Below are 22,211 nucleotides of genomic sequence, written 5' to 3' on the forward strand. Positions count from 1 at the left end.
TCGACGAGGTACGCCGTGCCGCCGAGGAGGCCGGTATCGCACATCGCGCAGAGCCGAGAACCTTCACGTGTATCCATAACGCCTCCAACGACCAGCACGCGCAGTCGTAACGACCTGTTCGCCGGAGGGCGATCACCACGGTCGACGGGACACTCACGGCAAGTTCGAGGCCACCCACTCGAAGGGGTCAGCGCATGGCACGCGGGTTATCTGGCCAGACTGACCACTCCAAGGCGGCGCCTCCGGCATCCCTCCACCGAGGCCGAGGTGCAGTCCCGCTGCCCCTTCCCACTTGGTGCCTGTGAGGAAGGGACAGCGGGACGGGGGTCAGCGCTGCGGCTTGCGCTGCTGGTGCTGGTCGGGTCCGCCTCGGCGCAGGTGCCCAGCTTGCTCCGTGCCGGGGGCAGCGGGCTTCGCCGTGGGCCGCCTGACGGTCGTCGACCTGCCGCGGGCGGCGGCTGCCGACACCCGGCCTGGCATCGGCCTGGCCAGTGCCTCACCCATCCTTTGCAGGGCCGGAACGTCCAGCTGCCGCTCCCGCCCGACTCCGGCCTCCGCAGGCGGCGGGGTTCCCCGGCCGCCACGCGGGGCGCTGTACGCCGACGCGGCATCGCCGAGGCGCAGCAGCGCCTCAGCCCCGCGCCGTTCGCCGGTCCCGGCTCGTCGCGGTCCGTCGCCGCGGAGCTTGTCGGCAGCCCGCTGCGCCACCCGCGCGATCCCCTCGCAGACCCGGACGGACACCTCTTTCAGGAAGCCGGCGGCCCGCCGGTCGCCGAGCAGACGGTCGAAGTGCTCGCCTGCCCGCTCCTTGATGACCGTGAGCAGATGTCCCATCGCCCTCCGGACGCTCTGGATCTGCCGCCATTCCGGCAGTTCCTGGAGCGCGTCCCCGTGGCTGTCCGCGTCCTGCAACGCCTTCGTGACGGCCGCGGCTTCCCGGTTCTCGTCGCGGACCTGCACCGGCTGGGGACCGGCGGGGGCGACGGCAGGCGCCTCGCCGGCGGCCTCCGTGACGAAGGCCTGAAGGGCGGCAAGGTCGGGCCTCACCTCCTCGCGCAGCTCTGCCGCTGTGACGCCGTCCGGCACCTGCTCGTCCCAGGCCTCCAAGAGCGCCGCGACGGCGTCCACGAAGGCCTGCGGCACGGCGGGGGCGCCATCCGGGAGGACGGCCTCCTCGGCATACCCGGACACCGGAAGCTCGTCCGTACCCCACAGCGGTGCGGCCGCCGGCTGCGGCGCCTGGACCGTGGCGGCCTCTTGGCCGGGGGCCTCCGTACCGGCGGGCAGCGGAAGGTCGCGCAGCACGCGGTAGACGCCCGGCGCCGCCATGTTCAGCACCCTGTCGCGCTGACGCTGGTAGGCCCACTGCCGCAGCTCATCGCCGCTGTCCTTCACCAGGGAGTCGGCGGCCTGCGCGAACCGGCCCTGGAACTCGGCGAGGTCGGCGGCCTCGTGTGCCATCCGGATCAGGTGATCGTGATCTGCGACGGTGGCCTTCAGCCAGTCGGCCACCTCCCCCGCCCAGGGGGTCAGTGCGTCGCGCCAGTCATCGCGGACTGCTTCCACCAGCGCGGCCCGCACCTTGGGAGACTCCCACGCCGGAGCCAGAGCTCCGCCGGGCAGGTGTGCGGCGAGCCAGGCCTCCGTCTCCTCGGACGAGACCAGCCGATCGGCCAGCTCTGCCGGGCGGATCGGCACGGGCACGTCTACAGAGCTGTCCAGGGCCTGCCTGGGCACGTCAGCGGCCACGATCCCGGCGAGCGGGTAATCAGAGTTGCCCCTGATGCCCGAGAAACTCGCCTTCACGCCTGCACCGTCGCGCCTCAGGCCGATGACGAGGCCGGGGCCCTGCGCATAGTCCACGGCCGCAGGGGCCGGAGCTGCGGGAGCCGTGGCAGTCTTCTCGCTGCTCTGCTGCGCCGCAGCCGCAGCCGCAGCCGCAGCCGTGTCCGCGGCCTGCACGGCCTGCCTCGTCGCCTCGACCCTCGCCTGGAGGCGCCGGGTCTCGTAGAGCAGCTCCGCGAGCGGGAACGCCATGTTCGACCGAAGCGGGCTGTACGCGGTGAGAGGCAGGTCGTTTCCCCAGGCGTTCACCGCCTCCTCGACGGCACGCAGGTCCTCGGTCATCTGCCGAGGGCCCCGGCCCTCGGCATCGGCCACGGCCGCCAGCGAGGCGGCCAGCTGGAGATAGTGCGGGTTGGCGAGGAAGTTCGGCGTCACCTGGCGCACCGCGGTCTCGATGGCCCGGGCATGCCGGTCGGCGAAGGCCTGCGCCTCGTCCTGCACCTGCTGTCCCGGTGCCCGGCCCTCAGCCCCGGGAGCCGCCGTCACCGGGTCGCCCAGCGGGGTGCCGGTGAGGACGGCGTGCATCACCACTCCGTGCAGGGCGGCCTGCTCGGGAGTGTCGACCAGGGTCGTGATGTCGGGGATCTCCAGGGTGTCCATCCGGGCGAACCACAGGCCTCCGGTGGTGCGGTGCACCGTGGCGATGACGACATCGTCGCGGCGGAGCTCGCCGGTGGTGAACCCGGCGACGGTATCGCCGCGCAAGTGCACCGTGTGCTGGGCGTACTGGGGCAGCGGGGTGACCGAGGTGATCTCTCGGCGCCCCTCAGCGGGGGCGTTCTGCCCGGGCACGGGCCGTTCAGTACGCGGAGGTGTGGCCATCTCGGAGTCCTTCGGGGCGGTGGGACGTGCAGCCGGGGCCTGAGGGGCCGTCTGCACGCCGCTGTCGGGGACGGGTTCGGCCGGCGCCTTCGGCGCGGCAGTGCGTTCCTGGGCTGCGGCCCGTTCGGCCTGCGCCGCCTCCAGGGTCAGCCGGAGGCGTTCCGCCTGGCCCTGGACGTCGTACTGGAGGTGGGCCAGCGGGTAGGCGAGGTGCTGCCGCTCGTCGGCCGCCGCATCCTGCGGCAGGGCGGCCCTCCAAGCCACGACGGCTTCCTGGAGCGAAGCGAGGTTGGAGATCATCCGGCCGGAGCTGTGGGCGTCGGCGTAGGCCCGGGCAGTCTCGGTCAGCCGCCGCTGAAGCTCCCGGAACTGGGGGATCTGGGTGTAGTCCGCTCGCACGCGGGCGGCCGCCCTGGTGATCGTCACGAGGTGGGACTCCGCCACGTTGCGCAGGTCCAGACGGATCCTGTCCCCCCACGACACCGGCCCGGAGGCAGTGGCCGCGGCCGGCCGGGGCCCGTAGGGCGTCTGGGTGAGCGCCGCGAACAGGATCGCCCCTTGGTGGGCAGCTTCCTGCGGTGAGTCGCTCAGCGCGGTGACGTCGGCGGGAAGTCCGTCGCCCGCCAGCCGGGCGAACCAGCGCCCCGACGCCGACGGCCGCACCACGGCGACCGTAGTGCCGGCGTGGAGCAGTTCCCCTCGGTTCGGGCCCTGCCCGTCCATGCCGAACAAGCGCAGCTCGAAGCCGGCGTCGGCGGGCAGCTTGGAGACCTCGGTGTAGGGCCGGGGCTCGGGCGGGTCTTGGACGTCGAAGCTGTCGACACTCGCGTCCGACGCGGACGCTTCCTCGGGGGACGTCTGCGGAAGGGCACCCTCCCCGCTCTGAGGTTCCCCGGGGCCGGCGGGCGTGGCAGGCTCCGTGCCCTGCTGTTCGGCACCAGCCTCCGTGTCCGGAGCCCGTACTGCCTGCTCCGGCGCAGGAGTGGGGTCCGGGGTGGCCACCGGCTCCGGGCTCGTCGTGGCCTGCGTGTCCTCGCCGGGCACCGCGACCTTGTGCTCCGAGGCGTCGTCGACGGCGGCCGGTGGCTCCGGTGTTTCCTCGGGTTCCGGCGCCGGACCGTCATCCGTGACGCCGTCCGTCGCGGCCGCTGCCGGCTCCGCGTCGGTGTCGGCGGCCGGTGCACCTGGGCCGGGCTCGGTGCTGCTCGCCGGGACCTCCGTCTCGTCGTCGACGTCCACGGGCGCCTGTTCGGCGGGCTCCGGCTCGGCGGCCGGGCTCTCCAGGCCGACAGCGTCCTGTTCTGCGGAGTTCGCAGTGAGGGCAGCCAGCTCCGCCTCGAAGGTCTTCACCGTGGCCTGCGAGCGGGAGGCCAGAAGGGTGGCGGCCTCCCGTACGGCACTCAGCGGACCGCGCAGGTTCTCGCCGACCACGGTCTCCAGGGCGCCGCTCCAGACCGCGACCGTGTGGACCTGGCGCACCAGGTCGTCCGGCGAGCCCGCCGGGCCGTCACGCAGGGACTGCGCGGCCTCCTGGTACGCCGCCGCCAGGTGGGCCACCGGGTTGGTCGGGGCGCCGCGGCCGCCGAATCGCTGCTGCCGGTCGGTGTCGTAGTAGCGCTGGACCATGGGCAGCTCGTCCCACCGGGCGAACGCCTCGCTCAGCCGGTCGATGTCCGCCTGCGCTTCCTCGTCGGTGCTGTACGGCTCGGCGGGGTCGAGCGGCGGCACGTCCACGTCCAGGAGCACCACGTCGAGCTCCGGCAGCTCAGCGGCGGACGGTGCCTCAGCGGCTTCGGTCTGCGCGGCGTCGTCCAGCGACGGCGTCACCACGACTGCCAGGGGCTGCGGAGCCGCATCCGTTGTCGGCGTCTGCGAGTGGTGTGCCTGAACCAGCGCCTCACCGGCGGGGACGCGGTCGGCGTACGTGGCGGTCTCGGTGCGCTCGGTCCAACCGCACACACACCACGCCTCGACCCAGTCTCGGCCCGGGCCGCCGAGGGTGACGGCCGTGGCGTGCGGCACCCTGTCAGCAACCGACGAGGCGTGGAGGCGGAGCCGGTCGAGTATCGGCGCCCATGCGGACATGTAGCCGTCGACGGCGGTGCAGGATGCGATCAAGGCCCCCGACTGGTCCTCGATCAGGAGCGGCGCCAAGTCACCGGAGGCGGTGTGGCCTTGCCACTCCCAGCGGACCGTGTACGGGACGCCGGTCTCGGCGGTGATCGTCCACGAGCCGTCGGGGTGGTACTCGATTGCCTCCGACTCTCCGACGTCCGGCAGCAGCCACAGTCCGGCGTCGTAGTGCATGCGGCGGGCGACGGCGAACCCGGCGGTCAGGTCCCCGCCTGCCTTGGCCGCATGCTCAGCGACGGCCGCCAGGGCCGCGTTCTTGCCCTTGCCGGAACCGATGCCGATCACGTCCCACCGGCCCGACGGCTCGACACCGTGCCAGCTCGCCCGCCACATGATTCCCCGTGCGCCCTTGCCCTGGGCGTCGTGGGAGATCTCGTACGTGCCGACAGTCAGCCCGGGGCCGGTGACGGTGAACTGGTACGAGGACGGCTCGCCGTCGAGGTACAGCGGGCTGACGGTCAGCGTATTGACGTCGACGACCACGGGCGTCTCCTCGGCAGGCTCCGGCGCCGCGCCGCTGCCCTCCGCCCCCCAGCCGGCGAGTCCGAGGATTGCGACGGCAACGCGCTCGACCTCGTTCGCCGCTTCCGTGCGGGGCGCGCCACGCCGGGCGACCAGCGCGGCCCGGTCCCGGCGGGCTGCGAACGCCTTATCCGCCGCCTTCTTCTGCGCCTTCGCGTTCCCGCCCGCAGCCTTCACTTCCGCTCGCGTTTGACGCATGGCGCGGTCGTCACCCGCTTCGCACGCCTCGGCGAGGATCCGGCTCGTCAGAGCCTGCGCGGGCCACGGCGCGGTCTCCCCGGCATCCAGCGCGGCCGACAGCATCTGTCCGGCAAGCTCAGCAATCCGGTCGGACCACTGCCTCCAGTGCAGGTCGACCACCTTCGGATCACCCTGGGCCAGGGCCTGCACGAGGCTCTGAACATCGCGGTGCCCGATGCGCCTGTCCTCGTTGCTCAGGAGGCGGTGAGACAGGCACCGCGCGCATACGGTGTAGTGGCCAAGCTCGCTGCCCTGCTCGGTGTCGACGGCGACCCTGTACCGGGCACCCGAGCGCTTCGAGCTGCACTTGCCGACGTACGGCGCCGACGCATCGCAGTACGCGTCCGGTGTGTCGGCCATGTCGTCCGTGAGCTGGGCCACGACGCGCAGCCGCGCGTTCGGAATGGCCTCCTGGGCGGAATGCCAGACCTGCCACTCGGCGACGTACTGCCGGTTATCCGGGCCCTTCCGGGCCCAGTCCTCACCGGTGTGTCCCTGCCCGCCGTCCGGGTCGGTCAGGTGCTCCCAGCCCCACCGGCACGACGCGATAAGGCCGACGCGGCCGAACCGGCGGACCAGGTACACGCCTTCTTCGAGCTGGACGCGGTCCGTGGTCGTCTGGAACGGGGTGGCCTGCTCCGTCAGGTGCCCGTACCGGGACCATAGGGACGCGAACCGGGTACGGGTCGCCGAGTCCTCACGAATTCGCGCCAGCACGGCGGTAAGGGGCCGGTCTTCCAGGTTCGCGGCCCACCAGTAGGAGCCGTCAGCGTCGTGACCGGCCTCCCATTGATCCTCATCCGGGCCGACAGACGGCACGGGGCGCAGCCGGAACGTGTGTCCGCCCGCCGTTGTCAGAATCCAGCCCGCCGCCGGTTCGCGCAGGTCGGTGAACGACACGGCGGCGATCGTCTCGCCCTCGATGAGCGCCGCCTGGAGCTGTGCCTCTCCCCCGCCCCTGGTCGTCACCGACTGGGCAAGCGGTTCATCAGCAGACGAGGCCCCGCTGCCCGCGGCCTTCTCTGGCTCCGCTGGGCCCTGTACCGGATCGCCGAACAACCCGAGCTGTTCCATCTCGCCCGTGCCCTGGGAGGCCGCGCCTCCCCCGTCCTGGGTGCGTTCGACTGGCTGGTCCTGCGCGCCCTGTTCTACGGCCTCACGGAGCTGCGGCGCAGCAGGCAGGTCGGCGGGTTGGGAGCGCTCCACAGTGCCCTGGGTATCGCTCACGCGCTCAGCCAGTGCTACCAGCCACCCGTGGCCCAGTGTCGTCAGTTCCACCCGATAGCCCCGCCCGTACTCCACGTGGACGGCCAAGCCGTGTCCGCAGGCCCAGTCGACATCGCGGGGCGAAGCTTCGGCGTCCTTGCCCATCGAGTACAGGCCTGTGCGGAACGACCACCGCACCACGCCCTCTTCGATCGCCCGCAGCGCCGCCAGCTTTCGCTCCGGCTCGTACACCTCCGCAGCCTGCTCCAACTCATTGGCGGAAAGACCCACCACCAACTCAGTAGCTGCTTGCGGGGCTGTAACCGTCTTGGTCCGGGCGGTTGCGTGCTCGTCGAGGTGGACGTCGGTGTTGCGCAGTCGGTGACTTTCACCTTCCTGGGGCGGGGTGGGCTCGTCAGCGGTGCTCGGGTTCGCCGCCGGCTCGGCGGCCGCCCGCTCGGTCAGGTAGGCGACATCCGCGTGCAGTCGGTGCATCTGCACGTCGAGGTGCTGGCGCAGGCGGTGCAGCGGTTCACCGAGCCCGCGGTAGCGGATGGTGTCGTCGACCGCGTCGAACAGCACGGTGGCGGCCGCGGCCGCAGCCGCCGTCGCCGCGGCGTTGGCCCGGTAGGCCTCCCTGGCCGAGGCCTCGGGCTCGATCGCGGCGACGGCCCGGCGCAGCGCGCGCAGTTCGTCCTGTGGACCGTCGCCGTCCGGCCACAACCGGGCGGCTTCCTGCTCCAGGGCGATGTGCCGCTCGTGGGTCTGCCGGGTCTGCGCGGCCACGTCGGCGGCCCCGTGGTGCCTGCCGAAGACCTCGGCCACGTCCTGCGGCCGGCGGCGCTCGCGCGGCACGACCAGGACCTCGAAGTTGTTGGCCAGGGAGAACTGGTTGGCCGTGCCGGTGGCGACGTCGCGGCTGGAGAAGCCGGAGGCAGGGCGGGTGGTGTGGGCGTAGCGGATCTCGGTGACGACCTCACCACGGGTACCGCCCTCGGCGATGAAGTCACCGAGGCGGAGCTGCCCGGCGGTGCGGATCTCGGGCCGAAGGTCCGGGCGGTGTCCGGCCGGGGTGAGCTCGATCCGGGAGGGCAGGAGCCGCACGGTGACGTCCGCTCCGGTGGCGACCTCGTTGCCCTCGGCGTCGTGGATGACCGAGTCGAGCAGGACGGCACCGGAGTGGTAGGCGCGGAAGGCCGGGTGGAGGTAGCCGGTGACGCGGACGGCACCGGGCACCTCCAGGTCGCCGATGGCGACGACGCCGGGCACGTCCAGGGTGACGGTGACCAGGTCGCCGGGCCCGATCGTGGCGCGGTCGACGAGGCGGGGCACGTCCGGGTCGGGCTCGGGCGACGGCGGCTCCTCGGCGGGGGCCGGGGTGGAATCGCTCTGCGGCTCGGGGGCCGTGCGGGCCGCCCAGATACGGCGGGCGATGCCCAGGCCCTGTACCTCTGCGACGGTGACGTCGAGGGACACGGCGATGTGCGTGGAGCACGTCGCTTCTCCGCCGTCGACCCGGTAGAGCTTCTGCTCCTCGGTGTCGCCGTCGAACTGCCGGTTGCAGCGGGCGCAGATGCCGTCTTCGGCAACGTCGAGGCGGCGGTCGCGGCCTCGGACGTGGAGGGGCTTGGCGGCGAACTCGCTGGCCCGGCGGGCCACGCGGACGGCCTCGTCCACGGCGGCCGCGCGGGTCTCCTCCTTCCCCAGTTCGGCGATGGTCTGGCCGTCGACCTCCACGCGCAGCGCATACAGCGGGGTGCCGGAGGCGGCGTGCTGACCGACCTTGACGACGAAGGGGATGTGGTCGGCCGTGACCGGGAAGACGACCTCGGTGCCGCGGTCTTCGTCGGGGCCGACGAAGACCGGCACCGGCTCGCGCACCATGGCCATGCCCTCCTTCGGCACATGGTCGGCGTACGAGGCGACAGGCCGGGCGGGGATCGCGTCGACGGCCGGCAGGCTCTCGAACGGCACCGGCTCGGGCGGCCCGGCGGCGGGCCGCAGGTCGGCCGTGTCCCCGTTGATGCTGTAGCTGTAGCCGGTCGACTTCTTCCCGTCGCGCCAGAGCACGTGGTACTCGCCGGTCACGACCGTGCGGTCGGTGCTGACGAACCAGGTGTCCTTGGACGCACCGGGCGCCATGACCTGTCCGGTTACCTGTGTGCCGGTCGCGGTGTCCTGCCAGGTCACCCAGGAACCGAGCGCGTATTCCTGTGGGGTGAGACCGGGGGTGTCGGTGCGACGGGTCAGACGCAGTGCGGGCGCGGGCCGCCACGGCTCCAGGCCGTTGGAGGCCTTGTAGCCGCGCTGCCACTTCGCCTGTTCCTGGTCGCGTTCCTCGCGGCTCTGGCTGGTCTGGGCGTTGCGGTTCTCCACGGCGGCGACGAGCTCCTCGTAGCGCCGCTGGTATCCCTCCACGGTCTCGGTGGGGACCCGGGCGAGGGTGAAGGTGAGTTGTCCGTCCGCGCTGGTGAGCCGCTCGTACTGCTCGTCCGCCGCGGGCTCGGCGGGTGCGGCGTCGTCCATCCTCATCTGCCCCTCGGGGACGCCGACGGCTTCTTCCTGCGGCTCGTCGGGAGAGGGGCTGTCCGGCGGGGCCGGAACGGGGACACGATCGGGCCGGGGCAGCCCGAACTCGTCGAACAGGTTGGCCGTCCCGTACGGGTCGTCGTCTAGCGCGGGCGCACTGTCGGCCTGGCCGGGGTCTTCGGCCGGCGGCGGGGCCGGTGCGGGCTCTTCGGCCCGGTTCTCGGGGTCCGGGATGGGTTCTTCGGTCGGCTCGTCGGTCGGGGCCTCGCTCGTGCGGGAGGCGGCCTCAGCGGCTGTCTGCGGCCCGCCGATGTGACCGACGGCGACACGGTCCCCGAAGCCTGCGATCAGGTCTTCCAGGGGCGTTTGCGGGCGTTCAGGGGCGGGCTGCGGGCCGGTGAGGGAAGCGGCTGCAGGCAGCGGTAGTTCGGTGGTGTCGCCGAGTGCGGCGAGGCGGGCGGCGACCTCCGCGTCGTGGCCGTGAACGGCGAGGTGGGCCCGCAGGAGAGCGGCCTCCGCCTCGGCCTGGACGGGTGTGTAGGAGGCGGGGTCGGGCCGGGGGCCGGCGTCGTCCATGTCGCGCAGGATCGCGCCCGCCTCGCTGGAGGACTCGGGGGCGGGTTCGGCGGCGAGGCGATCGAGGCGCTGTTGCAGCTCGTCGCGGCGGGCAGTGGCCTCGTGGCGGCTGGTGGTGAGGTCGGCCGGTTCATCCTTGGACGGTTTGCCGATCTTGTTGAGGGCGGCCTGCGCGGCGACGAGGCTGTCCACCAGGCTCTTGCGCTCGCGGGCGCGGCCCAGGCCCTGGACCTGGCCGCGCAGCCGCTCGCGGTCGATGAGGAGCTGGTCGCGGGTGGTGCGCTTGGCGGCCAGGTTCCCTTCGTCCTCGGTCTGCCGCTCGGGTGCCTCGGTGATGGTCTTCACCAGGCGTCGCAGGACCGTCTCACCCTTGAGGTCGGCGAGCTCGGCGAGGGTGGAGCGCTGGACGATGCCGGGCAGGCCGTCGAGGTGGAGGCGGACGAAGACGGTGCCGTCGTCCTCGCGATAGGCCACGGCGACCAGGTCGAGGCCGCCGAGACGTCCCAGCTTCGCGTCCGGGGCGGTGGTGCGGCCGGCCGGCAGGCTCTGCCCCACTCCGGCCAGCAGCTGCATGAGGGGCTTGGCCGCGTTCTTGTGCTTGGTGTACTCGGTTCCGGCGAGGGTGATGCGGAAGTCGTCACCGAGGACGGGTTCGAGCAGCGGCAGTACGCGGGCCCGCCGCGGGATGTCGTACGACAGGTTCTCGATGTCGCGATGCAGCTCGCGGAGCCGCTTGCCGATGATCGCCCGCTGGGTGGCCCGGTTGCGCTGGTCGAGCTCCAGCGTGCGCAGCTGCTTGCGGAGCTCTTCCTGCTCGATCAGGTAGGGGTTGCCGGAGATGATCGCCATGGCTTCCTCGTAGGGAAGGTTGGCGTCGTCGACCTCCATGATCTCGTCGGCCGTGCCGTCGAGGCGGGCTTTGTAGAGCTGGTCGAAGCCCTTGGCCTTGGTGGCCAGCAGCCCGTACATGCGGGAGTCGAAGGTGCCCTCGGTCGCCATCCAGACGACTTCGACCTCGGGATTCTGGTTGCCGTTGCGGACGATGCGGCCGTCGCGCTGGGCCATGTCTGAGGGGCGCCAGTCCGGGTCGACGTGGTACAGCGCGACCGCACGGTTCTGCGCGTTCAGGCCTTTGCCCATGCGCATGGTCGAGCCGATCAGGACATTGATGCCGCCGTGGTTGGCGTTGTGCTGGAGCTTGATGCGCTGGTCGGCCCGCTCGGCGTCGTGGATGAAGGCGATCTTCTCGGCGGGCATGCCGCGGGCGACGAGGAGGTCCTTCAGTTCCTGGTAGGCGTTGAAGTTGCCGCGGTTCTTGCCGCCGGGGGTGCCGTTGTTGAGGAAGACGAACTGCAGCGCGCCCGGGACAGGATGGGGGCGCTGGTCGGTGGCGCTGTAGGTGTAGCGGTTGTCCTTGGTCTCCTCGTGCTTGGCGATGATGCGGTCCGCGAGGGCGACGAGCTTGTTGCCGGGCTCGGCATCGGCGTCGGTCAGCCGTGAGTCCATGGCGATGACGCGGGCGTCGTTGTTGATCGCCAGCGGGTTGTCGACGCTCTTGTCGACCCCTCCCCTGCGGAAGGTCTCGTAGCGCTCGCCGAGCTCCTGCATGCGCTGGAGCTGGTCGGCGGTGGCCGGCACGAGCATGAGCTCCGGCTCGCCGCCCTTGACGGAGGGCAGCTTCAGGCCCAGGTCCTCGGCGCTCTTGTAGTCGACGAGCGGGTACCACAGCTGCCGCACCATGGCGGGGACGTTGTGGAAGGAGGCGAAGCGCTCGACGGCCTTGAAGCCCTTGCCGTCGGTGGTCATCTCCATCCGCTCGACCGTGGTGCCGTACATGCTTGCCCAGGCGTCGAAGGGCTCGGCGTCGATCTCGCGCAGCAAGTCCGGGTTCGCCATCCGCACGAGCGTGTGCAGCTCGCCGATCGCGTTGGACAGCGGGGTGCCGGTGGCCAGCACGCCGATGGGCCCGGTGGGCTTGTTCATCCGGGCCCACTCCAGGGCCTCGTGCACATGCTGGGACTTGCCGGATCCCTTCACGCGGGCGCCGGGGATCTTCGAGCGGACGGCCAGGTTTTTGTACTCGTGGAACTCGTCGACCGCGAAGAAGTCGATCCCGAGGTCGTCGAGGTAGACCTGTCCGGGGGTGCGGACGGCGGCCGCGCGGGCCTTGAGCTCCTCCTCGAACTGCTTGCCGCGCTCTTCGAGCTGCTTGAGGCTGATCGACTTCCCGTCGCGCTTGCGTTCGCGGGTGATCTGCTCGCGCAGCAGGCGGGCTTCGTCGTTGTTGTAGAGCTCGTGGAACTCCGGGGAGAGCGGGATGGAGTCGAAGAGGCTGTGGGAGGTGATGATCAGGTCGAAGTCGTTGGAGCGGATGTACTCCAGCATCCGGTCCCGCTTGCCGTCCGCCAGATCTTCACTGGTCAGGGCCAGGATGCGGGCGGTCGGGAAGAGCTTGCGGACGGTGTCTTCCCACTGCTCGACCAGGTAGTTCGGCACCGTGACCATGGGCTTGTTGATCTGCCCGGAGTTACGCATGGCCATCATGCCGATGGTCATGGTCGCGGTCTTGCCCGCGCTGACCACGTGCGCGAGGACGAGGCAGCGTTCGTGCGCCATGCGCGCGGCGGAGGCGAGCTGATGGTCATAGGGGGTGAAGTCGGGGTCGAGCCCGGCCAGGGAGGGGGCGGAGCCGGTGAAGTCGCGTACCGCCCGGGCGTTCATCCGCTGGTTGTAGATCTCGGCGATCCGGGCCGCGCGCAGGGAGTCGTCCAGGGCCCAGGCCTCGAAAGCGTCGCGGAACTCGTCCGCCTTCACCCGCACGGCGCGGGCGGCTTCCTCGTCGTCCGCCGGCCGGCCGGTCATGGCGCCGCCGTTCAGGACCTTGGCCACCATGGCGAGGGCGGACAGGCCGCCCGCGCCGTGGCGGATCTTGTCCTCCTCGGCGAGGCCTCGGCCGGCGAGAATGTGCCAGTTCCCGCCGCCGGAGTGCTGGATCGTCAGGTGCGGGTCGCCCAGGTAGCCCCGGAAGAAGTCCTGGACCATGTCGTCGGGGATCCACGCGGCGCCCAGGCGGATGGCGAACTGGCCGGGCAGGAGGTCGCGGGGCTGGACGCGTTCGAGCTCGGCGACGTTGGTCTCGTACGCCCGGTCTCGGCGGGCGGCCTGCCGGGCGATGGCCAGCTTGGCGCGGACGTCGCCCGAGAGGTAGTCGGGACTGTGGACCAGGTCGCCGGTCAGCGGGTCGGTGAACACGCTCCGCCCCAGGAGCCGGCGGGCCTCGACGGGTTCGACCTGGAGCATCCAGGCGATGTGGTCGAGGTCGACGTGGCCGCGCTCGGCGACGACCGCGGTCAGGGCCTGCTGCGGGTCGTCGGTGTGCTGCCCGAGCACGCTGCGGCGGGTGGCCGGGGCCCGGTCGAGGACCTGGGAGACATGGACGGTCTCGGTGTCCGCCTCCCACCACTCCAGCGCCAGGACCTCGTACGCGGAGGGGTCGTTGAGGAAGTAGCCGTAGCCCGTCAGCCGACTGCTTTCGGTTCCGTCCTCGGCGCGGACGGTGGCGTTCTGCTGCTGCCGGGGGCGGGTGAGAGCACCGTACTCGGCGACGTAGGCCTGGTAGGCGGCCTTCGTCGTACGGCGCTGCGCGTCGGCCAGGCCGGTGTCGGTGCCGCGACGGTCGAGGTCGTTGAGGCCGCGCACCAGGTCCTTGAGCTCGATGAGCGCGGCGAGCTGGGCGTGCTCGGCATCGGGCAGGTCGATGGCGACGGGGTCGCCGTTGCTGCTGGCCTGCCACAGCTTGCCGTCGGCGTCCCTCGACAGGCGGCCGGTGAAGTCCGTCATGGTCGCGGCCGGCCGCAGCCGCAGCGGGGGCCGGTGCGGGCCGTCGGGGTGCGGCTGGTACCAGCGCCGGTCCAGGACGGCCCGGTCGGTGATCTGCCTCAGCGCGGTGTTCAGGGCCATGGACACGTCCGGGTCGCCGTCGACGGCGACCTCCGGGCCGTGCGCGCCCATACGGGAGGTGAGGGTGCCCAGCACGTGCTCGGGGTGGGCGGTGAAGTAGTCGTTGACCGGAAGCGTGTTGCCGCCGACGTCGCAGCGGGTGGAGGTCAGCCAGGACGCGTCGCCGGGTGTCTCACCGTCGGCGCGGCGGCGCAGGATCAGGATGTCGGTGACCACGTCGGTGCCCGCGGAGCGGGCGAAGGCCTTGTTCGGCAGGCGGACCGCGCCCAGCAGGTCGGCGTTCTCGAAGAGCTCGCGGCGGGCCGCGTCCCGCTCGGCGTCCATCGTGTGCCGGGAGGTGATCAGGGCGACCACGCCGCCGGGCCGGGTCAGGGCCACCGACTTCACCAGGAAGTGGTTGTGGATCCGGTGACGGCCCTTGTTGTGCGTGGGGTCGAACAGGGTCAGACGGGCGAACGGCACGTTGCCGACCACCGCGTCGAAGCTGCCGTCGGGGGCGATGGTGTCGGCGAAGGACTCGTTCAGCACCGTGACGCCGGGCGCGAGGAGCCGGGAGATCGCGGCACTGGTGGGATCGATCTCGACACCGGTCAGCCGGGCCGCGTCGGGGGCGGTACCGAAGGTGACGCCCGCGCCGGAGCCGGGCTCCAGCACCTCCCCGCCGTCGAACCCGAGGTCGGCCAGGGCCCGCCACAGGGCGGCGGTGACCTCGGGCGGCGTGTAGTGGGCGGAGAGAGTGGAGGCCGCTGCCGCGCGCCACTCGGCGTCGTCCAGGAGCTCGCGCAGCGGGTCACGGACATCCGAGAGCGCCTCCCAGCGGGCGGCGGCCGCCGCGTAGCCGCCTTCCCGCTCGCCGCCCGGGCCGAAGACGGGGTCGTCCTGCTGGGGGCGGGCGGCGAAGACGTCGGGCACCGAGCCCCAGCCGGACCAGCGGGCGAGGATCTGCTGTTCCTCAGGCGTGGCCGGGCGCTCCTCGGCCTGGACCTGCTTGAGCGTACGGACGGCGGCCAGGTTCGCGTGCGCCTTGGCCCGCTCCCCCGCCGGCGCCAGGTCATCCTGCGAGGCGGGACGGAAGCGGACCGCTACCGGGGCAGCTCCGCGTCCCGGCTCTCCTCCTCCGGCTCCACCAGCACGATCTCCCGCAGGGCCTGCTCCCTCGCCATCTGCTGCACGGCCTTCAGCTTCCCCGCCCGCCGGGCGTGGTCCGTCTCCCGCATCGCTTCGGCCATCCGCTCCTGCGTCAGCTCCGCGATCCGTTCCTGCACCGCCGTCGCCAGCTCCGCGAAGAACGCCTCCGGGTCCGGCATCTGCGCCAGCTCCCGGGGCCGGTACGTGGTCCAGTGCCGGCGGGCTGTCTGCGCGTACTCGCTCACCGTTCGTCTCCCCGTCCTGCGGCGCGGCCGCGTCCGTCAGCGGCGTAAGGCCGCGTGCCTGCATTGTCTCGCGGATGTCGTCCAGGCCGCGCAGCACATTGGGGCGAGCCCGCTTGGCCCGCTCCTTCACCTTGCGGTCGTCGGAGTCGAGTTCCTCGTCGAGCTGGGCGACCAGGCGGCGGCTCATCCGTTCCAGCACCGGCAGGGTCCGCTCCGGCAGGTCCAGAGCGTGGACCATGACCTTCTTGCCGGTCTCGTCCCACGACTGGCTGCGCGGGGAGTCTGCCATGCGCTCCAGCAGGTACTTCTCGGCCGCATCCGTGGCGGTGTACTCGCTGTCCCGGGTGGTCAGGTGCTCGACGAGGGAGGGGGGCAGCTCGACATCGACCACGGGGCCCCAGGTGCGGGTGTCGCGTGTCTCGGGCGAGGCCTCGTACTGCTCGATCAGCCAGCTGAGTGCCTCCGTGCGCCACAGCGCCTCGTGCTGAGCGCCGCGGCCCAGTACGACCATGCCCTTCCAGCCGGGGTAGCCCTCGACCAGGTCGCCGTAGCGGCGGCCATCGATGAACACGCGGACGTCGCCCTCGCTCGCACCGGCGTTGTAGGAGCGGCTCTCCAGCCGGATCCGACCGTCGGTCTTGAGTAAGGTCTCGAAGGCGGTCGCATCGCGCTTCTTCTGCTCGGTCCGCAGGACGTGCAGGCGCGCTTCGTGGGCTTGCACGACGCGCTGCTTCGAGGCGTGGTGGCCGGCGAACGCCGAGTCGTACAGCCGCTCCCTGCGCAGGGTCTCGATCGCTTCGGTGAGCTCGATGTCGTCGAGCTCACCGACGGGGACCTGCGCGGGCTCCCAGGTCCTCAGGTGCCGGTCGGCGATCTCCACGCCGACCGCCTCGCGCCGGACGTCGAAGGCATCGCGCGCAGCGCCCGCCGGAACGTCGTAGCGGCCCTTGGCCAAGATCTCGCCCTCGGCGCGAAGGTCGTCGTCGGTCATCTGGAGGACCGGCGGCCGCGCTTCGAGATCCGCCGCGAGACGGCGGCCGTTCTCCGCCGCCAGGAGATCGGCCCTCTCCTGCCGGGCCACCTTCACCGGGTGGTTGCCGTAGTCGCCGCGCAGCGACTCTGCCAGCTCCTCGCGCTCGGCGGTCAGCTCCTCTTCCGTCATCCCGGACGGGTCGGGCCGGGCCGCGTACGAGGCGACGATCCTGCGGCGGTTCTCCTCGACGAGTGGGGCCAGCTGCTCGTCGAGCCGACGGCGGCGGATGCCGCCGATCACGGCCGCGTCCCGCTCGCGGGTCAGCCGGGTCAGTTCCGCGGCGAGCAGCTCGTCCGTGAGGTCCTTCGGCTCCAGGGCCGGGGTGGGCTCCGGCCCTGGAGCCGAAGGGGAAGCGGGCCCCGTCGCGGCCGCGACGGCGGCGGGCCCGGAGGCAGCGGGAGCGAGGATGCCGCGGAGCCGGTCCTCGTCCGCCCGGATCTCAACGGCCCGGCCTTCCTCATACAGCGCGCGGGCCAGCCGGTCGACGCTCTGCGCCCGGGCCACCGCCCGGGTCGTGCTCGCGGTGACGTACGCCTGCGCGTGGCCCGACCAGGTGAACCCGGCCGACCGCATGACCTTCTTGAGGTCGGTGTCGTACCGGTCGCTGCCATGGACCATGGCCCGGTCGGCGGTGTAGTGGATCCACAGGTCGTCACGATCGGCGGGCTCGCGCTGGGCGATCAGATGCTGCTGGACCGCGTGCTCGACGAAGTGACGCTCCCACCTCCCCGCCAGGCGGCGCCCGTCGCGCGTCTCTCCGATCCACGCATCCTTCTTGGTACTGACGTCGAAGCGACTGGCCGCCCGCGCGATCAGCAGGCCGCCGGGCGCGAAGACGCGCAGCTCCCGGTCGACCCTGCCGTAGGTATAGGTCTGCCCGTCGTCGGTCTCCCACTCCTCCGTCTCGGCCGGCGGCGGCTCCTCCCAGCGCTGCCCCGGCTCGCGGCCACGGGCCCGGTCGAGCATCCCGCGCCCGTAGGGCGACCTGAGCCGGTCGGACAGGCCGTCGCTGGTCCAGTCGAAGGGCTGACCGCTCTCGGGGTCTCGCCACGCGTCGATCGCCCGGGCGAGCTCACGGGCCTGCTCGGCGACCTGGCCGGACTCCATCATCACGACAGGCAGCGCGGTCCCGGCGTGGAAGACGCCCCACAGGTACTGATCGGGCGTGGGAATGGTCGACCGCTCCACACGGGCGACGAGGAGGGCTTCCCCGACCAGTTCTGCGTCGAGGGTCCGGCTGGCCCGGTATCGCGCGGACGCGCGGCGTTGATCGGTTTCGGACTTGGTCTCGGAGACCCGGTAGGCATCGCCTCCGTCGCGCCAGTGCTCGCGCACGTCCTCCGGCGTCGAGAACCGCTCCCCCATGCGCGACCTCCCCGTTGCAACACACTTGACGCGGCACCGGCGAAGACGCGCGCCACTCCTGGCTCAACGCTCCCTGGCGATCAAGGTCACCCGTCGACGATCAATTACCGTCTCTCGGTCAGTAACGCTCTTCGTCTCCGTGAACAGGACGACCACAGTTTCGTTTCAACGAGCCTGGTCACCCCTGGTCAGCGGTCCAGGACCGACAGGGTTCCTTGAGACCGGGCAGCCGGGCGGTTCTGCCGGAACTGGCTCGGTTGCACCGTCTGCCAACTTGGTTCGTTGCGACGGGACAGCGCGCATGAAGTTCCTGTGAGACGGGACGCCAGACGTCAGGGAGTTTTACGGCCGTAAAACTCGACCCACCTGCGGTGTGCGGGGAGACGGCGCAGGTCTGAGAGGATGCCCCAGTCCGAAGTACCGGAACCCTCGGGAAGTAATCGGAGAACCACCATGCCTCACATCACCGTTGTCTTGAATCGGAAGGGCGGGGTTGGCAAGTCGCTGATGACGGTCAACCTCGCCGCGGTCTACGCCGAGATCCTCGGCGAGACCGAGGAGACGGAGAACCCGTCCGTGGCCGTCGTCTCGATAGACCCTCAGGCCACCAGCATCGAGCACGCCGACGCCGTACGCCGCGCTGGCCGCCCGGTCCCCTTCCGCGTGATCAACGCCAGCGGCAACGCGGACAAGCTGCGCCTCCTGCGCCGCGGCAAGGCCCGCATGATCATCGTCGACACCCCCGGCTTCATGCCCCTGAACGGTGAGGACGACGACGACCCCTCTATCGACCCCCTGGGTGACGGAACCGTCGGCGACTCCCTTCGCGCCGTCCTCGATGTAGCCGACGACGTCATCGTCCCCCTCCCCGCCGCCGGCGCCGCGTTCAACCCCACCCGCACCACCGTCGAACGCGTCCTCATCCCCCGCCAGCTCCCCTACGGCGTCGTCATCAACGACTGGGACCCCCGCGACAGCGCCGCCGACATGGAGCGCACCCGCAAACTCGCCCAGGCGAGGAACTGGGAGCTCTACAACACCACCGTGCGCCACTACAAGCCCCACACCCGCGGCATCATCCGCGGCCAGTTCTGCACCCAGTACGACTCCAATCACACCTCGACCAAGGCGAAGTCGGACTTCTCCGCTTTGGCCCTTGAGCACCAGCTCCGCGCCCAGAAGTGGGGTGTGAGCTAAGTGGCCGGCAAGGGCATTGATGACGACTTCGCCGACTTCCTCGGCGATGCAGAAGCCCCGGTCGCCGACACCCGCCCCGACGGCCGGCTGCTGAAGATCCCACTCCAGAGGCTCTCCCCGAACGGGGTGAACCCGCGCACCGACTTCGGTCCCCCAGAAGAACTTCTCGACCTGGGCAAGAGCCTCGCCCGACGTCAGAACCATCCGTGCCCGGTCGTCAGCCGCCAGGCGTACCTGAAGCTGTGGCCCGAACACGCTGCACAGATTGGGGACGTCGACTACGTCCTCGTCAGCGGTGAACGACGCTTCCGCGCCGCGACCGAGGTGGGCATGCTCGCCCTCCACTGTGTCGTCGACGACGGCATCGCCGTAGACCGCAAGATCTTCATGGAAGCGGTCGTCTCCGAGAACGTCGACCGTCAGAACTTCAACCCCATCGAAGAGGCGAACGCTATCCTCGCGATGGTCAAGGAGTTCGGGACCAACAGGGCCGTCGCCGAGCACTTCGAGCGCGCCGACGGTTGGGTGACCCAGCGCGTTAACCTCACCTACCTCTGCGCCGAAGTCCAGAGCATGGTGCGCGGCAGGGACATCCCGCTCGAAGACGCCAGGACCCTCGGCAAGCTGGTGAAGAACGGCGATGTCCCCAACGACTTCGAGAACCAGCTCGCCTGGTGGGAGGCTCGAAAGGCCGAGAAGGCAGCCAAGGCGCAGACACGGAAGGCTGCGAAGGAAGCCTCCCGACAGCCCGGAGCCCGATCTGCGGCAACTACAGGCCCGGCAAGTTTTACGGCCGTAAAACAGAAGCCGCCCGTCGAGGAACCTGCAGGCGCTCACCCGGAAGGCCAGCCGGTGTCTTCGGAGACGGAGAACCCCGGCACCTCGCTCCCCGAGCAGAGGGCGGCTGTCTCCTCGGAAGGACCGTCCGCTTCCGAGGCCGAGCCGGCAGCGGAACCCGAGACCAGTGAAGAACGAAGCCTGTCTTCAGGAGAGCCTTCCGCGGAGCAGGTCAACACTGACGGTGAGGCGCTCACGTTGCCGCCACGGACTTCGACGGCGCTCGTGCGGCAAGAGTCTTCGGGACAGGAACTGCTGCAGTGGAATGACGGCGCCAAGGTCATGGATGTTGCCGTCGGCCGCATGGACGACCTTCAGTTCAGCCGGTTCGCAGTCAGGTACCTGGCCCACACGAGGACCAAGGAACGACTTGCCGCGCATCTCGGGATGTCCACGCCCTACGAGCACCGAGTGAAGATCGCCGACCTGCTGGCCGGTGCCGCCGAGCTGCTGAGGCAGCCGCCGGAAACCTCGTAGCCGGGGCTGCCGGCCTGGTGAGCTGGGCGGCTGCAAGCACCGTCATCTGACGGGCATGACCCGTGAGGTCTCTGAGCCCCCGCGGTTTGGGCCGTTGTCAGCGAAACTCCGTCCCGAGCCCGCGGGGGCTTCCTCATGCCGTCTCCCTGCACACCGTCGGCGGGTTGAGTTTTACGGCCGTAAAACTTTCTGCTTCTCGCCGGTGGCCCACAGGTCGGTGAGCAGTTTGGCGGCGTGCTCCAGGACGCTCGGGGCGTACAGGGCCCGGCGGGAGCCGACGGCCTTCTTGACGGCGGCGTACGCCTCGGTGGTGTAGGCGGGGCCGTCGGTGGTGGTGCTGGTGTCGCTCATGGTTTGCTCCCCGGGAGCCCGGGGCCGGTTTCGGTGGCCCCGGGCTCATCGTGTCGTGCGGGCGTGACGGCGCGGGCGGATTCCGGCCGACCGGCACCCGTAGGGATGTTGGGTCTAACGGGTCCGGCGGAACATGACCAGCAGGTTGCGGAGAAGGCGGCGCAGCCGGGTGAGTCGGTCCTTGGGCGCGGGGGCGGCGGGCTCGGCTGCCGGGGGCGACTGTGCCGGGGGCTCGGGTGCGGTGTCCGGCTCGGGCTGCTCTGAGGGGGCGGGCAGGTCCTCGGCTCGGGCCTGGAGCATGGCGGCGGGCCAGGTCTCGGCGGGGTATCCGGCCCGGTCGAGGACGTCGGCGAGGAAGCGCCAGCCGGTCGCGGGGTCGTCGATCTCGGCGCTGCGGTAGGTGACGGTGGGGTGAGTGCCGACGGCGACGTGCCAGCGGCCGGCGGTCAGGTTGCGCTCGGCTGCCCACCCGGTGTGTCCCCAGCTGGCGAAGCCGGCTCCGTGGCGGGCTCCGGCCTCGTCGTACAGCCAGTAGGCGGCGACCTGGTGGGTCCAGGCGCGGGCGGCGGCCGGGGAGGGGAAGCGGACCCAGGTCGAGGCGCCGAGGCCGAACCACTCTTCCCGCAGCAGCGCGTACGCCTCCTCGGTGGTCGCGTGGACGGTGAGGTGCTCGCCGCGGAAGCGGATGTCCTCCACCGGAGGGGTCTCGATGAGCGCGGCGATCTCGGGGGAGTCGCGGAGGATGCCGTGGGGCAGTCCGCGCAGGTACCCGCGGTCGGACCAGTCGCTGTAGGCGAGGTGGGGGTCGGTGAGGCTCACGCGGGGTCCTCCTGAGCGGTGAGCAGGGCGCGAGCGCGCTCCAGGCGGCCGCCGGCGGCGTCCTGGACGTACCCGGCGGCCTCGTCGACGGTCTCGGCGATGTCCTCGTCGGTCCGGTCGCCGATCCGGATGCCGAGGTCGGTGATCAGGGCGGCGAGGAGGCCGAGCACGCTGTCGTCGCGGCGGTCGTGGTGGTCGTCGTAGAGGGTGGCCAGGACGTCGGCGAGGTCCTGGTGGTCGGCGGTGTCGGCCAGGGCGTGGTCGCGCAGGGTCTGCAGGCCGAGGCGGATGGCGGTGACGGCCGCGGGGATGTCGGCGCTCACCGCTGGTCGGCCTTCGCGCTGGCGATGAGCGCGGCGAGCGTCTCCCAGGAGTGGTGCCAGGACTGGTCGAGACAGTAAGACCCGTTCATCCCGGAATCCGACAGTTTGTAGAAGCGCTCCTTGCCGGTCGCCTTGGCGAGGCGCTGCAGGAGGCCCTGGGGGACGCGGCGGTCCGCGGCGAAGTGGGTCGCCCCGGACACGACGAGGGCGGCGGCGACGGCGGCCGGGTGCAGGCGGATGCCGAGCACGCGGGTGCCGGCCACCAGGACCAGGCCCTGGGTGGCGGTGTACTGCAGGACGTTCTCTCTGGTTTGTAAGGGCGTCGTGCACTGTCGCTTCACCCACAGGTGGGGTGCCGTGTACGACGCTTCACGGTGGCGTGTCGTGCATGTCGGGGTTGTCGTTGAAGGCGCGTGACTCATCAGATCTTCGGAAGACTCCGACCCTTTCCTGTGGTGATGCCTTCGGGGCAGCGGTACTGGACCGTGCTGGACGAGGGCCAGCTGGTGCCCGTGCCGGCGGCGGACGAGTTCTTGCGGCACGTACGGTTCGGCCGCGGTCAGGCGGAGTCGACGACTCGTACGTACGCGGGGGCGGTCGCGC

General features: G+C 71.3%; 7 protein-coding genes. 2 read left to right on the top strand and 5 right to left on the bottom strand.

All coding sequences use genetic code 11. The annotated features are described in order from the left end of the window. Positions 1–327: 327 nt before the first annotated feature. Positions 328–17,604 (bottom strand): helicase-like domain-containing protein, encoded by a 17,277-nt coding sequence (locus tag IE287_RS30340; protein ID WP_189852438.1) that lies wholly within the window; start codon positions 17,602–17,604, stop codon positions 328–330. Between the two features lie 453 nt (positions 17,605–18,057). Here IE287_RS30340 and IE287_RS30345 point away from each other — a divergent pair, with 453 nt between their 5' ends. Both IE287_RS30345 and IE287_RS30350 read left to right on the top strand, forming a co-directional pair. Next, complete coding sequence (locus IE287_RS30345) at positions 18,058–18,801, top strand: ParA family protein (protein WP_373307925.1); 744 nt, start codon at positions 18,058–18,060, stop codon at positions 18,799–18,801. Further along, entirely contained in the window at positions 18,802–20,115 is a 1,314-nt protein-coding gene (locus IE287_RS30350; protein WP_189852440.1) for a ParB/RepB/Spo0J family partition protein, read from the top strand. Between the two features lie 171 nt (positions 20,116–20,286). On the opposite strand, the gene IE287_RS30355 is transcribed toward IE287_RS30350, so the two are convergent. The 4 genes from IE287_RS30355 to IE287_RS30370 all read right to left on the bottom strand — a co-directional run bounded on the left by IE287_RS30355 (position 20,287) and on the right by IE287_RS30370 (position 21,949). Next, positions 20,287–20,466, bottom strand: coding sequence for a hypothetical protein (locus tag IE287_RS30355; protein WP_189852441.1), 180 nt, complete (start codon positions 20,464–20,466; stop codon positions 20,287–20,289). Between the two features lie 114 nt (positions 20,467–20,580). Then, a complete protein-coding gene (locus IE287_RS30360) occupies positions 20,581–21,285 on the bottom strand; it encodes a hypothetical protein (RefSeq protein ID WP_189852442.1) in 705 nt (234 codons plus the stop codon). Beyond that, positions 21,282–21,608 (bottom strand): hypothetical protein, encoded by a 327-nt coding sequence (locus IE287_RS30365; RefSeq protein ID WP_189852443.1) that lies wholly within the window; start codon positions 21,606–21,608, stop codon positions 21,282–21,284. Before IE287_RS30365 ends, IE287_RS30360 begins: the two co-directional genes overlap by 4 nt. Continuing rightward, positions 21,605–21,949 carry a hypothetical protein gene (locus IE287_RS30370; protein WP_189852444.1) on the bottom strand — a complete coding sequence of 115 codons (345 nt, stop codon included), beginning with the start codon at positions 21,947–21,949 and terminating at the stop codon, positions 21,605–21,607. The genes IE287_RS30365 and IE287_RS30370 overlap by 4 nt, the downstream gene beginning before the upstream one ends. Positions 21,950–22,211: the final 262 nt, after the last annotated feature.

The organism is Streptomyces omiyaensis (assembly GCF_014650895.1).
Classification (GTDB): domain Bacteria; phylum Actinomycetota; class Actinomycetes; order Streptomycetales; family Streptomycetaceae; genus Streptomyces; species Streptomyces omiyaensis.

Excerpts from the sequence above, each read along its gene's own strand:
- IE287_RS30355 (WP_189852441.1), bottom strand. The coding sequence starts at position 20,466 with ATGAGCGACACCAGCACCACCACCGACGGCCCCGCCTACACCACCGAG.
- IE287_RS30345 (WP_373307925.1), top strand. The coding sequence starts at position 18,058 with ATGCCTCACATCACCGTTGTCTTGAATCGGAAGGGCGGGGTTGGCAAG.
- IE287_RS30340 (WP_189852438.1), bottom strand. The coding sequence starts at position 17,604 with ATGGGGGAGCGGTTCTCGACGCCGGAGGACGTGCGCGAGCACTGGCGC.